Here is a 20,233-nt window from a genome sequence, read left to right as displayed (position 1 = left end):
GAAAATCCCTAACTTAGCAATTATATTACATTCAGCATGAATTTGTAATGGGTTTGACATGTAAATAGGAAGTGGATTGTGTGAATGTATAAAAGTGGTCTGGGAGAATGTATAGAAATGTAATATTTGTTTGAGTTTTTCATAGTTAATATATGAATTGTTAAAGTTTCATAAGAGGAGGAATTTCTGATGAAGAGGATGTGGAAGGATCTTATTTCAGAAGAAAACATTATTAAGTGGAGACAGCATTTTCATAAATATCCGGAATTATCATTTCATGAAAAAGAAACTTCACAATTTATATATGATACATTATGTTCATTTTCTTCTTTTGAAGTAACGAGACCGACGAAGTATAGTGTACTAGCAATTAAAAGAGGGACGGGACAAGGGAAAGTAGTTGCGATTCGAGCTGATATAGATGCTTTACCAATTCAAGAAGAGACAAGGAAATCTTATACGTCTGTGAATAAAGGAATGATGCATGCATGTGGGCATGATGCTCACGCAGCTATTTTGTTAAGTACAGCAGAGGTGCTATCAAATATAAAGGAAGATTTCGTAGGTGAGATTCGTCTCTTCTTTCAGCACGCAGAAGAGGTGTATCCTGGCGGGGGACAAGAAATGGTTGAGGCAGGCGTGATGGATGGTGTTGATTATGTAATAGGTTTACATGTTATGTCAGGACTTGAGAGCGGGAAAATCGGAATTACGTATGGACCGATGATGGCAGCACCGGACGTATTTACAGTTGAAATTCAAGGGAAAGGAGGGCATGCGGCGAGGCCAGAAGAAACGATAGATCCTATTGCTATCGGAGCACAGATTATTACAAATTTACAACATATCGTATCAAGAAATACAAGTGCTTTCATGCAAAGAGTTGTTTCAGTTACGCAGTTTCATGGGGGAATGGCTGATAATATTATTCCTAATACAGCAACTTTAATGGGAACTGTGCGTTCTTTTAATCAAGCGTTAAGAATAGAAGCAGAAGAGAAAATTGAGCAAATCGTGAAAGGAATTACAAAAGCACATGGAGGGAAGTATACATATACGTATCGATATGGATATGATCCGGTTATTAATGATGAATATATTACGAAAGTAGTAGAAGAAAGTGCACTACATTTGTTTGGGAATGAGCGTGTTGTGAAGCTTGAACCTTCTATGGGAGGAGAAGATTTTTCAGCATATTTAAGAAAAGCACCGGGTTGCTTCATTAAATTGGGGACCGGGAATGAAAAGATAGATACTTGTTATCCACATCATCATCCAAAATTTGATGTAGATGAAGCAGCTTTAATTTATGGAGTGGGATTATTTCTAGAGACAGCGATAAGATTGCTAAAATCGTAAAAAAGTATAAAAAAAGGCAACTGCGCTCTATCGCAGTTGCTTTTATTTCTTTCCGTCAGAGAGGGCTGAGAAAGAACTATGCTCATTTATAGTATATGAATAGCTAACGGACAAGCTTGTACATTTTAATCATTTTTTTAAAAATAGTTATTGACATTGATAATCACTGTCAATTAATCTAAGGGTAGTTGAAATTGATAATTATTATCAATAGGATGGATGCGACATGTTAATGAGAAAAAAATTTCACCTTCTGCGGAGGGGATTAAAAGATAAAAATAAAGATGTTGATCAGCATATGGAATGGCAACGAAATGTAATTCGATCTGAATATGTAGATGAGAAGAGTACACTTCCAACAGAAAAAGAGATACAAGGTAAAAGGAGAGATTCAGTTGAGTAAGTTAGTAATGATATTTGCAAGTATGAGTGGAAATACAGAGGAAATGGCTGATCATATTGCGGGTGCAATTCGTGAAACAGAAAATGAAATTGAAGTGATCGATATTATGGATTCACCAGAGGCTTCTATACTAGAACAGTATGATGGAATTATTTTAGGTGCTTACACTTGGGGAGATGGTGACCTTCCTGATGATTTCTTAGATTTTTATGACGCAATGGATTCTATTGATTTAAATGGGAAAAAAGCAGCAGTCTTCGGATCATGTGATTCGGCTTATCCGAAATACGGCGTGGCGGTTGACATTTTAATAGAAAAGCTACAAGAGCGCGGAGCTGCAGTTGTGTTAGAAGGACTAAAAGTAGAATTAACGCCAGAAGATGAAGATGTAGAAAAATGTTTACAGTTTGGAGCTGAATTTGTAAAACACCTTTCTTAATGGCAGAAGGGAGATGGAGAGCAAGTGCACGAGAAAATCGCAATCAAAACGATGACAGATTATCATTTGTATGATTTTATGCGTTGTCCGCATAAATTTTATTTTCGTCATATAAAAAGAAGAGAACCTTCTTCATTTGAATGGCAACAAATTGCACAAATGATTGTGAATCGAATTATTAACGAGTATTACACACTACCTGCGGGCCAACAAACGAAAATCGTACTTTTAATATTAATAGAAAAGTATTGGAAAAGAGTAAGGATTAATATGTTCGCTTCAAAGACGGAGTATTATATTGTGTTAGCGAAGTTAACGGATCATTTATTACAGTTTGTTGAAAGAGATGATAGTCAGACACCGCCGTTATTTTTATATGAAAAATTTCAAACATATATGGAAGAGTTAGGTGTCCACATGTCATTGACATTAGAAGTTGGTGAGTGGAGTACTGAGTCGTTTGTAATTAAAAAGTATGTTGTCGATGCGGATGAGGAAATGCTTGCTCTTTGTCAAAAGTTAATGACAGTATTCAGTTATAAAGCTTTCGGTATTCTTCCAGGAAAAATTGAAGTTATTAATTTAATAGAAGGAACTAAGTATGAGTACATTCCGAAACAGGAAGATATTATAACTGGCATGGCTGATTTATCTAGAATGAAAGAAATGTTGCAACAACCTGAGCATTATACAGAGCGTCATTTTCGTTCTGAGTGTATGAGTTGTGCGTTTCGTAGTGAATGCCAAAGGGAAGAAGTAAAGAAAGAAGCGAAGCAGAAGAAAAATATCGTACATTAAAGGATGCAATTTTGCATCCTTTTTTGTTATTGACATGAAAAGCTTTTCATCATTTAACGTATATTTGTAGCAGATTTTAATAAAGGGAGGAATAATCAATGAAAGATGAAACGAAAGTATTTCAATGGTTAAAAGAACAGAATGCTCCTTTTGGAATTCAACTGCAAATTTTACAAGCGTTTCAACTGTATCAAATTATTGTTGAAATGGATAAAAAGTTAATGATGTATGAGGAGAGAGAATATCGGGAGAGAATTTAATCTCGGCCCTGTAGTATTACTTTCAGTTGTTCAGTACCTTCTAGGAATTCAAGTTCATTCTTTGTTTCAAAGTTATAAATCATATTATGTAATAAAGGACTGTATTGATAAAAGGTCGTGATGCGATGAATGAGTAATGGATCATGGTGTGAAATAAGCGTACTGTATTGTTCATATACTGATGTAGTAAATTCATGTCCGAAATCATAATATAGCCCAGCAAAATCAAAGGCGGGATCTCCAATTTGAGCATCACCAAAATCGATAATACCTGAAATGGTTTTATTTTGGTGATCAAATAAAATGTGATGATGTGTAAAATCAGCGTGAATAATTGTATTTTGAAAAGTGGTTGTATCGAGAAAAGTAAAGAAATTTTCGAATAAACGATTTAAAGATGATTGCTGTAACGAAGTAAGACTATTAGTAACATACTGATTTAACTTAGTTTGTAGCTCTTTCCAGTAGGTAAGTGTTTTTTCAACAGGGAATCCTAACGTTGTACCTTGTTTTAAAGGAATACTATGTAAGGTTGCAAGGAAGGTGGCTAATTGTGTAATAATAGTTTTCAGTTCTTTATCCTCAAGCTTGATTACTATGTCTGTTTTTAATGGTTCACCATCAATGAGTGTATAGTAACTACAAAGTGGAACCGCATCAGCATCATTTCTATATAATAGGTGATACTGTGGAACCTCAATTTCATGTAGTGAACAAGAGAGGAGTGTGCATAGTTCTTGTTCTAACGGAATTCGCATTGCATATTCCTGTTTTCGAGGGAAACGAAACAGTAGCTCATCATTTATGATAATCGCTACATTATCCCATCCTTCTTCATTTTGTTTATATGAATGTATAGAAAGATTGGGCAAAGCTTCTTTTATATACTGTTTGTAAGAGTCCATAATTGTTCCTCATTTCTAAGTTAAGTTATTCCACTTCATGATATCAGAATTTTCTTTCTATATGTTAAAATATAACTATCATTATGAAGAAGGGCGGGAGTATTACGAAGAAAAGACTATTCCTCATTTCTCTATGTATCGCTTTTGGATTGTTTTGGTCATATAAAGAAGAGGTTTTTGCTAGCTTTAAACCGATTGATCAGTACGGATTAAATAATGAATTAAAGAACAAAAATATAGAAACTTTAACTCATAATGAAATGAAAAAGGTAGGAGAACATTTTGGGACAGAGCAATTATCAGTGTTTGAGCTTAGTAATAAAGAAGATGTGAAACGAAAAGGTGAAGAACTATTTGTAAATAGAGGGTATGAACAATTAATAGGAAATTATTATCCAAATCGGTTTCGGGATTTAGAGTATAAATTTACAAACGAGGACATACGTGAAGTGACGGATGAAAGTTTTCGTTATCAAACTGTAGCGTACGTTGCGGGTACTGAAAATGGTAAGAGAAGCGAAATGAAATTGAATTATGAAATGAAAATTGTAAAGGTTAATAATATATTTAAGGTGTTAGAACAAAAACAGTATGTACAATAAAGTGAAACATGAATCAGTGCTACAAATAGCGGATAAAAAAATCCCCCAGTTCTTTGAGGGATTCTAAAGGTTTTCATTTTGTTGACCAAGTTCTTTTTGAGCAGTATATAAATTTCCTTGCTCGACTTGTTTCTGTGTAAGAACAGAATCACCTGCATATCCTTTTTCTGTTTTTACAGTTCTTTTCGAACGATTGGAATTTTGTTTCTTCATATTAATGACCACCTTCCATCAAAAGTAAACGAAAATGATAAGCACAAGTAGTACTGCAGCGAAAATGGTAATACCCATTAAAAAAGAAGTGTTTTTATTTTTAGGTGGCTTATGTACATCTTGTCGATATCCAGGTGAAATTTCAGGGGCGAATTCTTCATCGAATGATTGCTTTTTTTCTTTTTCGTCCATATGTATCCACCTTTCTTTTTCATTATGTTATACGTTCAAAGAAAAAATATGCATAAAGAAAACCGCCCTCTATCGTGAGCGGCGGTTTTCTGTTGTATATTTTCTTTGAACTTGAAAGAGACGGACAAGAAGGAAAGTGGCACCAAATGCTAGACCGATAATAAGACCGATCCAATATCCTTTTGCTGCCCAGTCAGTATACGTCGCTAATATGTAACCGAGAGGGAGACCTATTACCCAGTAAGCGATTAATGTCATAATTAAGGAAACATTTACGTCTTTATAACCACGTAGTGCCCCTTGTACAGGAGTTGCAATTGCATCTGAAATTTGAAATAAAATCGCAAATATAAGAAATTCTTTTGCTAAATGATGAACTTGTATATCTGTCGTATAAATTGAAGCAATTGCATCATCAAAGAAGTAGAGAAGAATTGAATATAATAGGGCGAATGCAAGTGCTAAGCCAATCCCGATAAATCCATATTGTTTTGCGTTATTGTATCGCTTTGCTCCAACTTCAAATCCAACAGCGATGGTCATTGCCATTGCTAAACTTAAAGGAGTCATATATAACAAGGAAGCGAAGTTCATAGCTGCTTGATGAGCAGCGATTGTTGTCGTACTAAAATTACTCATCATAAGTGTCACCGCAGCAAAAATACTCGTTTCAAAAAAGATAGCAAATCCGATAGGGACGCCAAGTTTTAAGAATTCAGTCCAACTTGAAAGAGAAGGACGATATAATTGTTTAAATATATTGAAAGATGCGAAAGGCTCTTTCGTACGAATAATAATAACGGTAATAATTAAAATGCACCAATAGGTTGCTGCAGAAGCAATTGCCGCTCCAACACCACCGAGTTTTGGAAAACCGAAATGACCGAAAATTAATACATAATTTAATACTACGTTAATTGGTAATGATAGTAATGTAATAATCATCGTTGTGCGAGTTTTTCCTAATGCATCAATAAACCCGCGCAAAACAGTGTAAGTAAATAAAGGGATAATTCCAATTGCAATAATACTTAAAAATTGTGCCGCAATACGTTCCACAGGTTCTTCCAGGCGCATGCCGTTTAAAATAGGTGAAACAGCGAAGAAACCGATAAGGATGACCACGAAACTAGCACAAATTGCTAAATATACTGCTTGTATGACAACTTGGGGAACATCTTCTTTTTTCTTTGATCCAACGAGCTGCGCAACAATTGGAGTAGTAGCCATTAAAATTCCTGTTAATCCGGTACTAACGGGAAGCCATATACTTGTTCCGATAGCAACACCAGCTAAATCAATAGGACTTGCGTGCCCTGACATTGTCGTATCGAAAAAACTCATTGCAAATAATGACATTTGCGTTACGAAAATCGGGAAAAATAGTAATACAAATTGCTTTAATTTTTGTGAGAATGAATTAGTTTCCTTCATAAAATCCCCTTTCCGCTAAAAAAAACAAACTCTTACTATCATACAATTTAATCAAAAAATAGAAAAGAAATACGCGCATACAACATGTACAATCAATAAAAAAAAGATGCACTTTAAAAGGGGATAAGGTATTATGATAAGGTGTGAAAAATTACATATTCGTTATTAAGGAGGCACTACTCGTGGCTGATTGGTTAATTGGAATAATCATGGGTGCTGTTGAAGGTTTAACAGAGTTTTTACCAGTTTCATCAACAGGACATATGATTTTAACAGGTCATTTACTTGGATTTGACGATGAGAGAGCGAAAGTTTTCGAAGTTGTTATTCAATTGGGATCGATTTTAGCAGTTGTTGTTATATTTTGGAAGCGTCTATGGTCTTTAGTAGGTATAGGGAAAGTAACAGAAGGACCATCGTTAAATTTATTACATATTATTATCGGGATGATTCCTGCCGGCGTACTTGGCGTATTGTTCCATAGCGCGATTAAAGAAGTTTTATTTGGGCCAGGCCCAGTTGTCATCAGTTTAGTGGCTGGTGGTATTTTAATGATTGTTGCTGAAAAGTTTTCGAAACCAAGTACAGCAAGAACATTAGATGAAATCACATATAAGCAAGCATTTACAATTGGAATGTTCCAATGTTTAGCGCTTTGGCCAGGATTTTCTCGTTCTGGATCTACAATAAGTGGTGGTTTATTAGCTCGCGTGTCACATACAGCGGCGGCTGAATATACATTCATTTTAGCAGTACCAATGATGGTAGCTGCAAGTGGTTTAGATTTAATTAAAAGCTGGGATATATTAAGTACGGCTGATATCCCATTATTTGCAACAGGATTCATTACAGCATTCGTTGTTGCGATGCTTGCAATTGTTTCATTCTTAAAATTATTAGCTCGTGTAAAACTAACACCGTTCGCTTACTACCGTTTCATTTTAGCTGCGGTATTCTATTTCTTCTTCATTATGTAATAAAAAAACTGCCGAGTTCGGCAGTTTTTTTATTTTACTACTTTTTCCATCATGCTTTCCATTACATGTTCCCAAAGAGTAGTATCATCCGCTAATGTGGCACGGAAATTAGCGTACATTTCTTTTTGTTTCTCTTCGAATGTAGGATCTTCTTTTTCAGGCAATGTAGCGCGCATTGAAGTTACTAATTCTTGTACTTTCGGAGCGCGTGGTCCCCAAACGGCTTGTTCATTTCCATCTTTATCAATGAAAATAAAAATTGGAATGGCACGTGCTGTTCCATTTGTTAAATATTGATCCATTAATTCTAAGTTTTCATCGCGAATTAATAATTTCATATCAATATTTGCAACTTCAGAAATTCGTTTCATAACAGGTACGCATAAAAGAGCGTCACCACACCAATCAGCTGTTAATACGATAACACGCCAGCCATCATTTTGGCGTTCTTCTAATACAGGAAGTAATTCATTTGGAATTAAAAAGTTATTGTAAATGTGTAGTAGCTCGTATTGATTGACTTTCATTTCATTCACATATGTATCAAAGGACATACCTTTATCAGCCCATTGTTGTAAGTTCATAAGTAACACCTCTTTAGTATGATTTGTTGTCATTGTACCAATTTTTATATAGAAAAGCTTGTATTCTTACTCTTTCTTGTCACTTAATAATTGATTTAATAGGAAAAAGAATAGTACGACACATAATTCAGTAAGATTGGACAGTTGTACGCTCTCTATCCAATCATCGGCAGTATGAATGACGAACCAATCTAGCGTAATTTCAATGATTGCAAAAAGAGTAATAGCCAGCCAATTTGGCATGTTTTTTGTCATTGGATATAGCAACGCCTTGAGGAAGCCGAAGATAAAGAATGTAATACCGTCTAAGAAAGTGATTAATAGAAAAAATAGAAGTAAAGCAGTGCGTGATCTATACTCTATACCTGTAATATGAAAGATTCCTACATATACAAAGAATATAAATGCAAAAGTTATAATGAGAAACAGAATAACAAAACCAATAATCAAAGTCTTATCTTTTAGATTGAGATTAGAAAATTTGTCTTCTTCACTCACTATTTCATCCCCTTTTTCTGGAAAACCAACTTTATTGTATCATGAAATATCTATTTAAAAACTACGAATTATGGGAAAATAAGGTGACAAAAAGTAAGATTTCATGTAAAATTATTAATAAGGTTTTTATTTAACTAAATGAAATAAAAGGGGCTGTCAAAGTTGTCTCAAAATCGAGAGCAATTAATGGAAGAACTATCGACAAATGTTTTTGCTATGTTCCGCACGTTGCGTAATGATATTGGAAAGATATTTGGTGGTTACATACCGTGGAATGAGTTCATTGTCCTTAGAATATTGAATCGTACGAATAAAGAAATGGTATCACGTGTAGCCAATGAGTTAAATGTGTCGAATAGTCATATTACAGCTGTTACAGAAAAATTAATTAATAAAGGTTTTGTAACTCGTTCACGTTCTACGTCAGATCGCAGAGTTGTATATTTGGAGATTACAGAACAAGGAAAAGATTTAGTTGCGAAAATGGAAGGGGAGAAAAAGAAATATTTACAAGAAAGATTCTCCGCGCTTTCAGAAGAAGAAATGAATATAATGATATCAATTTCTAAAAAACTTATTTAATTCATTACAAGTAAGAAAACGCTTACGTAATAAAGGAGAAGACCTTCCCTATGTGAGGAAGGTCTTCTTTCGTATGTAAAAGATTATAAAAAAGAAAATATGTAACATACTACTAGTAAAGGAAGGGGGCAGACATATGACAAATCGAAATGGTAGTAAAGGGAGCGGAAATCAAGGCTCACCGAAATCAGGGCAATTTCAGCAAGAGTTTAGTACTGAATTTGAGACTGGTAATGATAATAAAGGAAAAGAATATCGTTCGAAAAAAGGAAGTAAATCAAAAAAGGAGTGAAATAATTCACTCCTTTTTTGATTTAAGATGCTGCGGATTGATCCGTATTATATTTTTCTTCTGATTTTGCGACGATCATTGCGCAAATTGCATCACCGGAAATATTTACAGCTGTTCTTGACATATCTAAAATGCGATCAATACCGATAATTAAGGCAATACCTTCTACGGGTAGATTTACTTGATTTAAAACCATCGTAAGCATTACAAGTCCAACACCTGGTACACCAGCAGTACCGATACTAGCTAGTACAGCAGTTAATACGACGACAGCTAATTGGGACATAGTAAGCTCAACTCCGTATACTTGAGCGATAAACACAGTTGCTACACCTTGCATAATGGCAGTACCATCCATATTAATTGTTGCACCTAGTGGTTGTACAAAAGAACTTATCGCTTTTGGAACGCCAAGTTTTTCTTGTGCTGTTTTCATTGCAAACGGAAGAGATGCATTAGAGCTAGATGTACTAAACCCAATTGCCATTACCGGTCCGAAATGTTTAAAGAAACGGACAATACTTTCTTTTGCTAATACCTTTAATAATCCGCCATAGACGAAGACGCCGTGAATAATAAGTACTAGCATAACGACAATCATATACTTGAACATCGCAGCGACGCCTGCAAGACCCATTTTACCAACGGATGAAGCGAGCAATCCAAATGTTCCGATTGGAGCTAATTTCATAACGAGATTAACAAGATACATCATTAATTCGTTGCCCTGTTCAAGTAATGAATGGATACCTTGAACTCGTTTTCCTAAAATAGCTATACCGAGTCCGATTAATACGGCAAAGGCAATAATTTGTAACATGTTTCCATCAGCCATCGCTTTTGCTGGGTTATCTGGTACGATATTTAGCAATGTATCGACGAAAGATGTTTCGGTTTTTGCCCCTTCATATTTAAGCCCTTCGGTTTTAAAGTTACCGCCAGATCCTGGTTGTATAATCAGTGCAAATGTAACTGCAATAGAGATGGCAACGGCTGTAGTTACAAGAAAGAATGAAATTGATTTTAAGCCGATTCTTCCAAGTTGTTTCGGGTCTCCAAGCCCAGCAGATCCAAGCACGATAGAAATGAATACAACAGGAACAACTAGCATTTTAATGAGGCGAATAAATAATTGACCAAGTGGATTGAACACATATTGATTTAATGGTTCAAAAATGGATGGTGCAGCTAAATTTAAAGTGAGTCCGACGACTAAACCGAGAAATAATGCGATTAAGATTGCTTTTGTTTGTTTCAATAAAACCCCCCCTTTATTTTTGTGAAATTACTTTCTACATTAATTGTACAGAAAAACCGCCTGTTTTGACAGTATTTTCTGAATATTTTGTATGAAAATATGTATTTAAATATAGATTGCTTTTGCTAAAGTAAGCAAAAAAGTTGGGGAATCTAGTTAGAACACAAAGTAGACCATCACATAGGATGGTCTAGGGAAGGGGACAATTTATGTCAATTTAATTAGGGATGGAAGCTATTCAAAGACACTGGGGAATGTCTTATAAATTAGGGAGGAACAGCTTCGATACATATACTATAAAAGTTGGATGTGACCCCCATGTGAACATAGAGTGAAAGAGAGAGGGAGTTTTAAATAGAAAATAGAGTAAACAAAAAAATAAGACCATCACAAATGATGGCCTAAGGAAGGGGACAATTTATGTCAATTTAATTAGGGATGGAAGCTGTTCAAGACACTGGGGAATGTCTTATAAATTAGGGAGGAACAACTTCGATACATATACTATAAAAGTTGGATGTGACCCCCATGTGAACATAGAGTGAAAGAGAGAGGGAGTTTTAAATAGAAAATAGAGTAAACAAAAAAATAAGACCATCACAAATGATGGCCTAAGGAAGGGGACAATTTATGTCAATTTAATTAGGGATGGAAGTTGTTCAAGACACTGGGGAATGTCTTATAAATTAGGGAGGAACAACTTCGATATATATACTATAAAAGTTGGATGTGACCTTGATGTGAACATAGAGTGAAAGGTATGAGAATTTGAGAAATGATACATATAAAATGATTGTTACGAGAGTTGTAGAGTACGAATAAATATAATAGAAAGTTTCTTGTCATAAAATGAAGTGGAGTTCGAGTATAAATAAAAGTTGAAATCTTTAAAAAAAAGGATTATGCTCAACTATATTATAAGAATATAAGGTTTATCCCGCTATGTAAGGTTTCTTATAAGCCTTTAGTTATGAGGGGAAAAGGGAGTTAGTGAACATGGAAGTAACAAAAAGACAAGGGCTGTATAATCGTTTTATACGATTAAATCCACCACAAATATTAGCACTAGGTTTTTTCTGCTTAATTCTGGTTGGCGGTTTGTTATTAAAGTTACCATTCGCAACGAAAGTACATATTAGTTGGGTAGATGCTTTCTTTACGGCAACGTCAGCAGCAACTGTAACCGGATTAGGAGTAGTAGATACTGCAAGTACGTTTACGATGTTTGGCGAGATTGTTATTATGTTTTTAATTCAAACAGGTGGTTTAGGGCTTATGACGATTGCCATTTTAATTGTTTGGGTATTAGGTAAAAAAATCGGGTTACGCCATCGATTATTAATCGGAGAGGCATTTAATCAGACAAATATAGGCGGTCTTGTAAAATTAGTAAAACGTGTCTTTATATTTTCAATTTGTATTGAATTGATTGGAGTTATCTTTTTATCATTTCGCTTTATTCCAGAGTTTGGCTTTGGAAAAGGTGTATACTATAGTATTTTTCACGTGATCGCATCATATAATAATGCCGGATTTGCTCTATGGCCAGATAATTTAACGAGGTATGTAGGAGATCCAATTATTAATATTGGGATCTGCTCTTTAATCGTAATAGGTGGTCTCGGTTTTACTGTATTAATTGATATATGGTATAGCCGGAGTTTTCGAAAATTATCGCTTCATTCCAAAATCATGATTGTTGGAACAGTAGCGCTAAATGTGATAGCGATGATTGTGATTTTTGTATTGGAATATAATAATGTGAAGACGTTGGGGAATTTACCTTTAAATGAAAAGTTATGGGCTTCTTTTTTCCAAGGTATTACTCCTCGTACTGCTGGATTTAATACAGTTGACTACGGGGGGATGGAAGAATCATCTATATTATTTACGATGGTTTTAATGTTTATTGGTGCAGGAAGTGTATCGACAGGTGGAGGGATTAAATTAACAACGTTTGTTATTTTAGTTACATCCGTCCTTTCTTTCTTTAGAAAAAAAGAGGAAATCGTTTTATTTCAGCGCACGATAAAAATGTCAACAGTAACGAGAGCGTTAGCCATTGCTGTTGCCAGTCAAATACTCATTTTTGCAGCAGTATTTGTATTAATGCTTACAGAAAACTTTAGTTTTATTCAGTTACTATTTGAAACAATTTCAGCGTTTGGAACAGTAGGGTTAACGATGGGGATTACTGCAAAGTTATCAGCGTTTGGAAAATGTATTATTATGTTTGTTATGTTTTGTGGATTAATTGGACCGTTAACACTTGTTTTTTCTTTAGCGCGACCAGCAAAACAAAAAATTAAATATCCATGGGAAGATGTATTTACAGGATAAGGTATCCCGCATAAGCGAGATACCTTTTTCTTTTTAAAAAAGGGAGAACAATAATCCGACAAGTGCTACTCGGAATAAAATTGCAATGAGTGCTGCAATTCCGCCGACAATCGCAGCGATACCACCAGTTACAGTAGCTCCGCGATTATAAGCGTAAATTCCTAGTAATACAGAAACAAGACCAAATAATGTTGGGAAGGTAAAGAGTGACAAGATAGATAAGGCAAGAGCGATAAAGCCAGCAGTTGATCCAGCGGCGGACGATCTTACATCATCTTTATTATCTTTCTCATCGTAATCATAATCAATGTGCTGTGGTGCAACCTCAGCTGCATATTCTTCTTTATAGTCACTATAATCACTATCTATTCTATCTCTTTTTTTATACTCATCAAATTTCTCAGTCAAAGTCATGACTCCTTTCATAACAAGGTTCAATAGTAGTATGCATCTCTTTTTCTTTTTTATCCCGCTATTGTAGCCCGTAAACATCTGATTGCTGATGGCTAATAATCAATGGGGGATGAACAAAGCCCTGCTGATTAAAGTTTCACTTTATCCGAACGAGTACAAGGCGTAATTCCACTTAGAAGAGTAAAATTGTTTTTTTGAAATAGGAAAAGTTAGTATGACTTCCTCTATTTTGGAAAGTATAAAAAAGAATAATGAGGAAAGGGTGCAATACATAATGGAACATCCAATTGAAGATTTAATGAAAACAGCAATGACAAATTTAAAAGAGATGGTAGATGTAAATACGATTGTCGGAAGTCCAGTTTCAACAGCTGATGGAAATGTAGTATTAACAGTATCTCAAGTGGCTTTTGGTTTTGGTGCCGGCGGAAGTGACTTTAAAGGTGATTTTATTTCCGAAAAGCATAATAACGGACAAGGGCAGCATAAAGAGAAGAAGCAAAGCCATCCATTTGGAGGCGGAAGCGGGGCTGGGGTTTCTATTAGCCCAGTTGCTTTTTTAGTAGTCGGTTCGAACGGTGTGCAAGTATTACACCTCAATAGTAGTACACATTTAATTGAAAAGGCTTTAAATACGGTACCAAGCACTGTAGATAAATTTGTAAATGGTCGCCAAAAGTGAACTTGCATTTTTTAGGAATTATGATATATTAGAAAAAGTGCGCTTTAAGATGATCGGAATAATTGAACTGTAAATATATATGATGTGTGGAATAAGGGAGAGGAATTTATGATTAATATCAAAAACTTAGTAGTTGGCTTATGTATGTTAGTAAGCGGTTTTGTTGTATATGTAATAAAAGAAAAAGCTCCATTCTAAAACAGACAAACCGTTACTGTCTGTTTTTAATTTACAAAAAATGTTGACAAGTTATTGTATTAGTGTTAAAATTTTAATTCGTGTCTCGGTTACAGCTAGTGTAAAGTAAATAAATCTTATAAATATAATACGAAAAGTTTGCGAAAGATCGGGTAGTCTTACCAACAACTTTTGTGAACAAACCCTATAAATTATTATTGTAGGCTTTATATGTATACTAGTGAATCAAGGAGCGGTCAGTGGAACCGTAATGATGAGAGAGAGGTAGGGCTTTCATCCAGTATATGTTACTTTCCCGTTAGGTGAATATAAAAAAGAGGACTCCTTTTCAAAAGGAGTCCTCTTTCTTTTTGTATAATACATTTAAGTGCGGCTCTCTACTTGCTGACAAATTTCATCTGTTGTTAGACCATGAGCTGCAATTACCGATCCCTTAATTGATGCATCTGCAATACCCATCATATTAGAATCTTGCCCAGTTACAACACAACAATCGCACCCTTGTGCATCATGTTCGGAGCCCAAGGTAACAACTTCATGTCCCTGTTGCTGAAGAGCTTGTTGAACATCTGTTAATGAGTTTTCAACGCCAATTCTAGCCATAATTCTCACCTCCTACCATCTAGTTGCTAGTATGCTCAAGTCCACTGCATATATTTATGAAAAGACGGTAGGAAGTAAATCTTTGTTTAGTCGTTATATACACCAGTAAGCATTTGACTTACGAATTGATCGTTTAAAGTATCTTGGGCAGAAGAAGTATTTGAATGAATGTCAATTGAAGCAATAAAATTATTATGTTCTTTATTATTTGGTTCTACCTCTACATAATTATCGAATTTACAAAAACCTTTCGTATCCATTAGATCAAATAGTTGAAGCATTTCTACTACCTCTTGTCTCGTTCCTTTAATTTGTACACACGCCATATTGATTTCCTCCTTCATTTTGACAAATTGTTTTTTAAAAATAGGATTATGATTACGAAACGAAAAATATGAATGTTATTTTTAGACAGCGTTATTCTTATTATTTCCCCCCTTTTTCAGCAAAAGTCGTTATATATTCCCGAATTTATAAAAACGGACGTCCGTTTATTGAATACAATAGATTCGTATCAATTGATGAAAATCCTTCTTTTAAACAAATATTTTTTTTAGTAGAAATTGACGAAAAAAATTTTTGATTTTTTGTAAACGTTAACAATGCTGTTAAATCAATATAATCAAAGATGTACGTACGATTAAAAATTATAAATTTTCTAAAAATTGACTTGATTTATTTAGAAAGGAGAGTAAACTAGGAAACAATAAAAAATTCATAGAACATAGGAGGCGCTTTCCAGTGAACGAGCAATGGATTTTCTTAAATGGAGAATTTGTTCCAAAAGACGAGGCAAAAGTTTCAGTATATGATCATGGTTATTTATATGGCGATGGAGTATTTGAAGGAATTAGAGTATATAGCGGTAATGTTTTCCGTTTGAGAGAGCATCTTGTCCGGTTATATGAATCAGCAAAATCCATTATGTTAGAAATTCCATATTCTTTAGATGAAGTAACGAATATTGTTGTTGAGACGATTCGACAAAATAAATTATCTAATGGATACATTCGCCTTGTTGTATCGAGAGGAGCAGGAAATCTTGGATTAGATCCTGATTCTTGTAAGAAACCGAATGTAGTAGTAATTGCAGAACAACTATCTTTATTCCCGCAAGAATATTATGAAAAGGGGATTCCGGTTGTAACAGTTGCAACGCGCCGAAATCGTCCAGATGTTTTGTCGCCACAAGTAAAATCTTTAAATTACTTAAACAATATTTTAGTTCGTATTGAAGCGAAATTAGCTGGAGTACAAGAAGCACTTATGTTAAATGATCAAGGATACGTAGCTGAAGGCTCAGGAGATAACGTGTTTATTGTAAAAGGAAATAAATTAATTACACCACCAAGTTCTGCTGGAGCGTTAGAAGGCATTACACGAAACGCTATATTAGAAATCGGTGAAAAACTTGGATATGACGTTAGAGAAGAATTATTTACAAGGCATGATGTATATGTAGCTGATGAAGTATTTTTAACAGGAACGGCTGCTGAAGTAATTGCTGTTACGACAGTAGATGGTAGAACGATTGGTTTAGGGCAAACAGGTCCACATACGAATCGTTTATTAGAAGAATTCCGAAAGTTAGTTGTAGAAGATGGAGAGAAGATTTACGAAGAAAATAAAGTTGGATAACAACTCTTTATAACAATAAGAAAGCGTTGAGAGGGAGGAGTAGTTGATTGTGAAGCCTCACAGAGAGTCGGTGGTTGCTGAAAACCGATGGTTCACGTCGACGAACATCGCCCTTGAGTGCTAAGCTGAAGCATTTGTCTAGGCTTAGACGGTAGCTCCGTTATTAGCTAGACTCATTTATGAGTCACTGAGGCAAGAGTATTCTTGCGAAGAAGGGTGGTACCGCGAAATCTTTCGTCCCTTCAGCACATAGCTGGAGTGTGGACGTAGGATTTTTTTTATTGATAAAAATTTTCAAAAAGGGGGCTTATAAGAACAATGTCTTCAAAAACGGAAGAGAAACTGGCAACTGGTGCACAGCTATTGTTAGAAGCGTTAGAAAAGGAAGGAGTAGAAGTGATTTTCGGTTATCCTGGTGGTGCTGTTTTACCTCTTTATGATGCACTCTATGACTGTGAAATTCCGCATATTTTAACAAGGCATGAGCAAGGAGCTATTCACGCCGCGGAAGGGTATGCCAGAATTACTGGCAATCCAGGGGTTGTCATTGCAACGAGTGGGCCAGGTGCTACAAATGTTATTACCGGTCTAGCAGATGCGATGATTGATTCATTACCACTTGTTGTATTTACAGGGCAAGTAGCAACGACGTTAATTGGAAGTGATGCTTTCCAAGAAGCGGATATTATGGGGCTTACGATGCCGGTGACAAAACATAACTATCAAGTGCGAAAGGCTTCAGATTTACCTCGAATTATTAAAGAAGCATTTCATATTGCTAGAACAGGAAGACCAGGCCCAGTCGTTATTGACCTTCCGAAAGATATGGTAGCAGAGCAAGGAGAACGCTGTAATGACGTACAAATGGATTTACCAGGATACAACCCTAATTATGAACCAAATTTACTCCAAATAAACAAATTATTACAAGCAATTAGGGCTGCAAACAAGCCGTTAATTTTAGCTGGAGCAGGTGTATTGCATGCGAAGGCTTCGAAAGAGTTAACAAGTTTTGCTCGTAAATATGAAATTCCTGTTGTGCATACATTACTTGGTCTTGGTGGGTTTCCGCCAGATGATGAACTTTTTCTAGGGATGGGAGGAATGCACGGTTCTTACACAGCCAATATGGCGTTATATGAATGCGACTTACTTATTAATATAGGTGCAAGATTCGACGATCGTCTTACTGGGAATTTAGCTTATTTTGCTAAAAAGGCGACTGTTGCGCATATCGATATTGATCCAGCCGAAATCGGAAAAAATGTGCCGACTGAAATTCCTATTGTTGCAAGTGCTAAGCGAGCTTTGGAAGTATTACTTCAACCAGAAGGAAAGAAAGAAAATCATCATGAATGGATCTCTTTACTAAAGAGTAGAAAAGAAAAGTATCCATTTTCTTATAAACGAAATTCGGAAAGTATTAAGCCTCAATACGCAATTGATATGTTATATGAAATTACGAAAGGAGAAGCGATTGTAACAACAGATGTTGGGCAACATCAAATGTGGGCGGCACAATATTATCCGCTCAAAAATCCAGATAAATGGGTAACTTCAGGAGGATTAGGAACGATGGGATTTGGGTTTCCAGCAGCAATTGGGGCACAAATTGCAAAGCCTGATGAACTAGTTATTGCAATTGTCGGTGACGCTGGATTTCAAATGACCTTGCAAGAATTAAGTGTGTTAAAAGAACACTCCTTACCTGTTAAAGTGTTTATTTTAAATAATGAAGCTTTAGGAATGGTAAGACAATGGCAAGATGAATTTTATAATCAAAGATACTCGCACTCTTTACTGTCGTGTCAACCAGATTTCGTTGCTCTTGCGAATGCGTATGGCATAAAAGGAGTTCGCATAGATGATCCACTTCTTGCAAAGAAGCAAATACAGCATGCGATTGAATTACAAGAACCGGTCGTAATTGATTGCCGTGTACTTCAATCAGAAAAGGTAATGCCGATGGTTGCGCCAGGGAAAGGTGTTCACCAAATGGAGGGAGTGGAAAAAAGGTGAAGAGAATTGTTACAGCGACAGTTCGAAATCAAAGTGGTGTGTTAAACCGAATTACAGGTGTTATGACACGAAGACATTTTAATATTGAAAGTATTTCAGTAGGTCATACAGAATCATCGGATATATCACGGATGACGATTGTTGTACACGTTGAAAATGAGCAGCAAGTTGAACAGTTAATTAAACAACTTCATAAGCAAATTGATGTTCTGAAAGTATCAGATATTACAGAAGAAGCGATGATCGCAAGAGAACTTGCACTTATTAAAGTCGCAACATCAGTAGCAAGAGCAGAATTATATAGTTTAATTGAACCGTTTCGAGCCGCTGTAATAGATGTTGGGAAGGATTCCATAGTTGTGCAAGTAACCGGTACGCAGGAGAAAGTAGAAGCATTAATTGAATTACTTCGCCCATACGGTTTGAAAGAAATTGCTAGAACAGGTGTAACAGCATTTACGCGTAGTATGAAAAAACAAGATAAGCAAGTTATGTTAATTCAATAATCATTTAAATATAGGGGGAAATGAAAATGACAAAAGTTTATTATGAGAAAGATGTAACGGTAAATGTATTAAAAGAAAAGAAAGTAGCAATCATTGGATATGGTTCGCAAGGTCATGCGCATGCGCAAAACTTACGTGATAACGGATTTGATGTAGTAGTAGGTTTAAGAAAAGGGAAGTCTTGGGATAAAGCGAAAGAAGATGGATTTTCTGTATATACAGTAGCAGAAGCAGCGGAAAAAGCTGATGTAGTAATGATTCTACTACCAGATGAACTCCAGCCAGAAGTATATGAAGCGGAAATTGCGCCAAATTTAAAGGCAGGAAATTCTCTCGTTTTTGCACACGGATTTAATGTTCACTTTGATCAAGTGAAACCACCAGCTAATGTAGATGTATTTCTAGTAGCGCCAAAAGGGCCAGGTCATCTTGTGCGCCGTACATTTGCTGAAGGCGGAGCTGTTCCTGCATTATTTGCAGTATACCAAGATGCAACAGGAGTTGCGACTGAAAAGGCACTTTCTTATGCTGATGGGATTGGAGCGACGAGAGCTGGTGTATTAGAAACGACATTTAAAGAAGAAACAGAAACAGATTTATTTGGAGAGCAAGCTGTGCTTTGCGGCGGAGTAACTGCGCTAGTAAAAGCTGGATTTGAAACGTTAGTTGATGCTGGTTATCAACCGGAACTTGCATATTTTGAATGTTTACATGAACTAAAACTAATCGTTGACCTTATGTATGAAGGCGGACTTGAAAATATGAGATATTCAGTTTCAGATACAGCGCAGTGGGGCGACTTCGTATCAGGACCACGCGTTGTAACGGAAGATACGAAGAAAGCGATGGGTGCAGTGCTAGCAGAAATTCAAGATGGTACATTTGCAAGAGGCTGGATTGCAGAGCATAAAGCAGGAAAACCAAATTTCCATGCGACAAATGAGAAAGAGAATGAACACGAAATTGAAGTAGTTGGACGTAAATTACGTGAAATGATGCCGTTTGTACAGCCGCGAGTAAAGGCAGGGGTCAAATAA

The 20,233-nt window shown here is 35.6% G+C and carries 27 protein-coding genes and 1 other annotated feature; of the genes, 17 read left to right on the top strand and 10 right to left on the bottom strand.

The annotated features are described in order from the left end of the window. Nucleotides 1-189: 189 nt before the first annotated feature. The 5 genes from ACLBWW_RS08170 to ACLBWW_RS08150 all read left to right on the top strand — a co-directional run bounded on the left by ACLBWW_RS08170 (nt 190) and on the right by ACLBWW_RS08150 (nt 3,259). A complete protein-coding gene (locus tag ACLBWW_RS08170; RefSeq protein WP_098078580.1) occupies nt 190-1,359 on the top strand; it encodes a M20 metallopeptidase family protein in 1,170 nt (389 codons plus the stop codon). 226 nt (nt 1,360-1,585) lie between these two features. Continuing rightward, the gene (locus tag ACLBWW_RS08165; protein WP_016088748.1) at nt 1,586-1,762 is read left to right on the top strand and encodes a hypothetical protein; all 177 of its coding nucleotides are present in this window, start codon (nt 1,586-1,588) and stop codon (nt 1,760-1,762) included. Further along, entirely contained in the window at nt 1,755-2,201 is a 447-nt protein-coding gene (locus tag ACLBWW_RS08160) for a flavodoxin (protein ID WP_000041145.1), read from the top strand. The genes ACLBWW_RS08165 and ACLBWW_RS08160 overlap by 8 nt, the downstream gene beginning before the upstream one ends. Nucleotides 2,202-2,225: 24 nt before the next feature. Then, complete coding sequence (locus ACLBWW_RS08155) at nt 2,226-2,999, top strand: hypothetical protein (RefSeq protein ID WP_098078577.1); 774 nt, start codon at nt 2,226-2,228, stop codon at nt 2,997-2,999. A gap of 98 nt (nt 3,000-3,097) precedes the next feature. Further along, nucleotides 3,098-3,259: a hypothetical protein gene (locus ACLBWW_RS08150; protein ID WP_046958209.1), complete on the top strand. Its 162-nt coding sequence runs from the start codon at nt 3,098-3,100 to the stop codon at nt 3,257-3,259. On the opposite strand, the gene ACLBWW_RS08145 is transcribed toward ACLBWW_RS08150, so the two are convergent. Next, nucleotides 3,256-4,164, bottom strand: coding sequence for an aminoglycoside phosphotransferase family protein (locus tag ACLBWW_RS08145; protein WP_098221444.1), 909 nt, complete (start codon nt 4,162-4,164; stop codon nt 3,256-3,258). The genes ACLBWW_RS08150 and ACLBWW_RS08145 overlap by 4 nt on opposite strands. Nucleotides 4,165-4,247: 83 nt before the next feature. Here ACLBWW_RS08145 and ACLBWW_RS08140 point away from each other — a divergent pair, with 83 nt between their 5' ends. Continuing rightward, nucleotides 4,248-4,766, top strand: coding sequence for a biotin transporter BioY (locus ACLBWW_RS08140; protein WP_098221443.1), 519 nt, complete (start codon nt 4,248-4,250; stop codon nt 4,764-4,766). A gap of 63 nt (nt 4,767-4,829) precedes the next feature. Here ACLBWW_RS08140 and ACLBWW_RS08135 read toward each other — a convergent pair whose 3' ends face one another. The 3 genes from ACLBWW_RS08135 to ACLBWW_RS08125 form a co-directional block, all read right to left on the bottom strand. Further along, on the bottom strand, nt 4,830-4,979 hold the full coding sequence (locus tag ACLBWW_RS08135; RefSeq protein ID WP_447613980.1) for a hypothetical protein: 150 nt from the start codon (nt 4,977-4,979) through the stop codon (nt 4,830-4,832). 18 nt (nt 4,980-4,997) lie between these two features. Next, the gene (locus ACLBWW_RS08130) at nt 4,998-5,171 is read right to left on the bottom strand and encodes a hypothetical protein (RefSeq protein ID WP_000343557.1); all 174 of its coding nucleotides are present in this window, start codon (nt 5,169-5,171) and stop codon (nt 4,998-5,000) included. A 69-nt stretch (nt 5,172-5,240) separates the two neighbouring features. After that, nucleotides 5,241-6,605: an MATE family efflux transporter gene (locus tag ACLBWW_RS08125; RefSeq protein WP_048544954.1), complete on the bottom strand. Its 1,365-nt coding sequence runs from the start codon at nt 6,603-6,605 to the stop codon at nt 5,241-5,243. A gap of 182 nt (nt 6,606-6,787) precedes the next feature. Between ACLBWW_RS08125 and uppP the strand changes: the two genes are divergently transcribed. After that, entirely contained in the window at nt 6,788-7,582 is a 795-nt protein-coding gene (uppP, locus tag ACLBWW_RS08120) for a bacitracin resistance undecaprenyl-diphosphatase (RefSeq protein ID WP_000796251.1), read from the top strand. Nucleotides 7,583-7,611: 29 nt separating this feature from the next. On the opposite strand, the gene ACLBWW_RS08115 is transcribed toward uppP, so the two are convergent. After that, entirely contained in the window at nt 7,612-8,199 is a 588-nt protein-coding gene (locus ACLBWW_RS08115; protein WP_095205720.1) for a thioredoxin family protein, read from the bottom strand. Between the two features lie 33 nt (nt 8,200-8,232). Then, the gene (locus ACLBWW_RS08110; protein ID WP_046958205.1) at nt 8,233-8,664 is read right to left on the bottom strand and encodes a regulatory YrvL family protein; all 432 of its coding nucleotides are present in this window, start codon (nt 8,662-8,664) and stop codon (nt 8,233-8,235) included. 162 nt (nt 8,665-8,826) lie between these two features. Here ACLBWW_RS08110 and ACLBWW_RS08105 point away from each other — a divergent pair, with 162 nt between their 5' ends. Continuing rightward, nucleotides 8,827-9,246 (top strand): MarR family winged helix-turn-helix transcriptional regulator, encoded by a 420-nt coding sequence (locus ACLBWW_RS08105; protein WP_000081442.1) that lies wholly within the window; start codon nt 8,827-8,829, stop codon nt 9,244-9,246. 136 nt (nt 9,247-9,382) lie between these two features. Continuing rightward, entirely contained in the window at nt 9,383-9,538 is a 156-nt protein-coding gene (locus ACLBWW_RS08100) for a hypothetical protein (RefSeq protein WP_000184933.1), read from the top strand. Nucleotides 9,539-9,560: 22 nt separating this feature from the next. Here ACLBWW_RS08100 and ACLBWW_RS08095 read toward each other — a convergent pair whose 3' ends face one another. After that, entirely contained in the window at nt 9,561-10,796 is a 1,236-nt protein-coding gene (locus ACLBWW_RS08095; RefSeq protein ID WP_000814822.1) for a dicarboxylate/amino acid:cation symporter, read from the bottom strand. 996 nt (nt 10,797-11,792) lie between these two features. Here ACLBWW_RS08095 and ACLBWW_RS08090 point away from each other — a divergent pair. Beyond that, the gene (locus ACLBWW_RS08090; RefSeq protein WP_048544950.1) at nt 11,793-13,136 is read left to right on the top strand and encodes a TrkH family potassium uptake protein; all 1,344 of its coding nucleotides are present in this window, start codon (nt 11,793-11,795) and stop codon (nt 13,134-13,136) included. Between the two features lie 33 nt (nt 13,137-13,169). On the opposite strand, the gene ACLBWW_RS08085 is transcribed toward ACLBWW_RS08090, so the two are convergent. Further along, nucleotides 13,170-13,562, bottom strand: coding sequence for an imidazole glycerol phosphate synthase (locus ACLBWW_RS08085; protein WP_116442972.1), 393 nt, complete (start codon nt 13,560-13,562; stop codon nt 13,170-13,172). 202 nt (nt 13,563-13,764) lie between these two features. Between ACLBWW_RS08085 and ytfJ the strand changes: the two genes are divergently transcribed. After that, nucleotides 13,765-14,232, top strand: coding sequence for a GerW family sporulation protein (ytfJ, locus tag ACLBWW_RS08080; RefSeq protein ID WP_053078521.1), 468 nt, complete (start codon nt 13,765-13,767; stop codon nt 14,230-14,232). 108 nt (nt 14,233-14,340) lie between these two features. Continuing rightward, a complete protein-coding gene (locus ACLBWW_RS08075) occupies nt 14,341-14,430 on the top strand; it encodes a hypothetical protein (RefSeq protein ID WP_000608225.1) in 90 nt (29 codons plus the stop codon). Nucleotides 14,431-14,793: 363 nt separating this feature from the next. Here the strand turns inward: ACLBWW_RS08075 and ACLBWW_RS08070 are convergent, their stop codons facing one another. Then, nucleotides 14,794-15,033, bottom strand: coding sequence for a YkuS family protein (locus ACLBWW_RS08070; RefSeq protein ID WP_000101010.1), 240 nt, complete (start codon nt 15,031-15,033; stop codon nt 14,794-14,796). An 86-nt stretch (nt 15,034-15,119) separates the two neighbouring features. Next, nucleotides 15,120-15,359 carry a DUF3911 family protein gene (locus tag ACLBWW_RS08065; protein ID WP_000752504.1) on the bottom strand — a complete coding sequence of 80 codons (240 nt, stop codon included), beginning with the start codon at nt 15,357-15,359 and terminating at the stop codon, nt 15,120-15,122. A gap of 68 nt (nt 15,360-15,427) precedes the next feature. Here ACLBWW_RS08065 and ACLBWW_RS08060 point away from each other — a divergent pair, with 68 nt between their 5' ends. From ACLBWW_RS08060 to ilvC, 5 genes are all read left to right on the top strand, one after another. Continuing rightward, a complete protein-coding gene (locus ACLBWW_RS08060) occupies nt 15,428-15,616 on the top strand; it encodes a hypothetical protein (RefSeq protein ID WP_048544943.1) in 189 nt (62 codons plus the stop codon). 158 nt (nt 15,617-15,774) lie between these two features. Next, nucleotides 15,775-16,671, top strand: a complete 897-nt coding sequence (gene ilvE, locus ACLBWW_RS08055) for a branched-chain-amino-acid transaminase (RefSeq protein ID WP_048544941.1) — start codon at nt 15,775-15,777, stop codon at nt 16,669-16,671. A gap of 17 nt (nt 16,672-16,688) precedes the next feature. Beyond that, nucleotides 16,689-16,916, top strand: a binding site (T-box leader). 73 nt (nt 16,917-16,989) lie between these two features. Then, the gene (gene ilvB, locus ACLBWW_RS08050) at nt 16,990-18,690 is read left to right on the top strand and encodes an acetolactate synthase large subunit (protein WP_447613979.1); all 1,701 of its coding nucleotides are present in this window, start codon (nt 16,990-16,992) and stop codon (nt 18,688-18,690) included. Beyond that, on the top strand, nt 18,687-19,196 hold the full coding sequence (gene ilvN / locus ACLBWW_RS08045) for an acetolactate synthase small subunit (protein ID WP_000822948.1): 510 nt from the start codon (nt 18,687-18,689) through the stop codon (nt 19,194-19,196). Before ilvB ends, ilvN begins: the two co-directional genes overlap by 4 nt. Before the next feature lie 20 nt (nt 19,197-19,216). Beyond that, nucleotides 19,217-20,233, top strand: coding sequence for a ketol-acid reductoisomerase (gene ilvC / locus ACLBWW_RS08040; protein ID WP_095205719.1), 1,017 nt, complete (start codon nt 19,217-19,219; stop codon nt 20,231-20,233).

Source organism: Bacillus sp. M5A3_1b, assembly GCF_053345335.1.
This window is presented reverse-complemented; position numbering and strand designations above follow the sequence as displayed.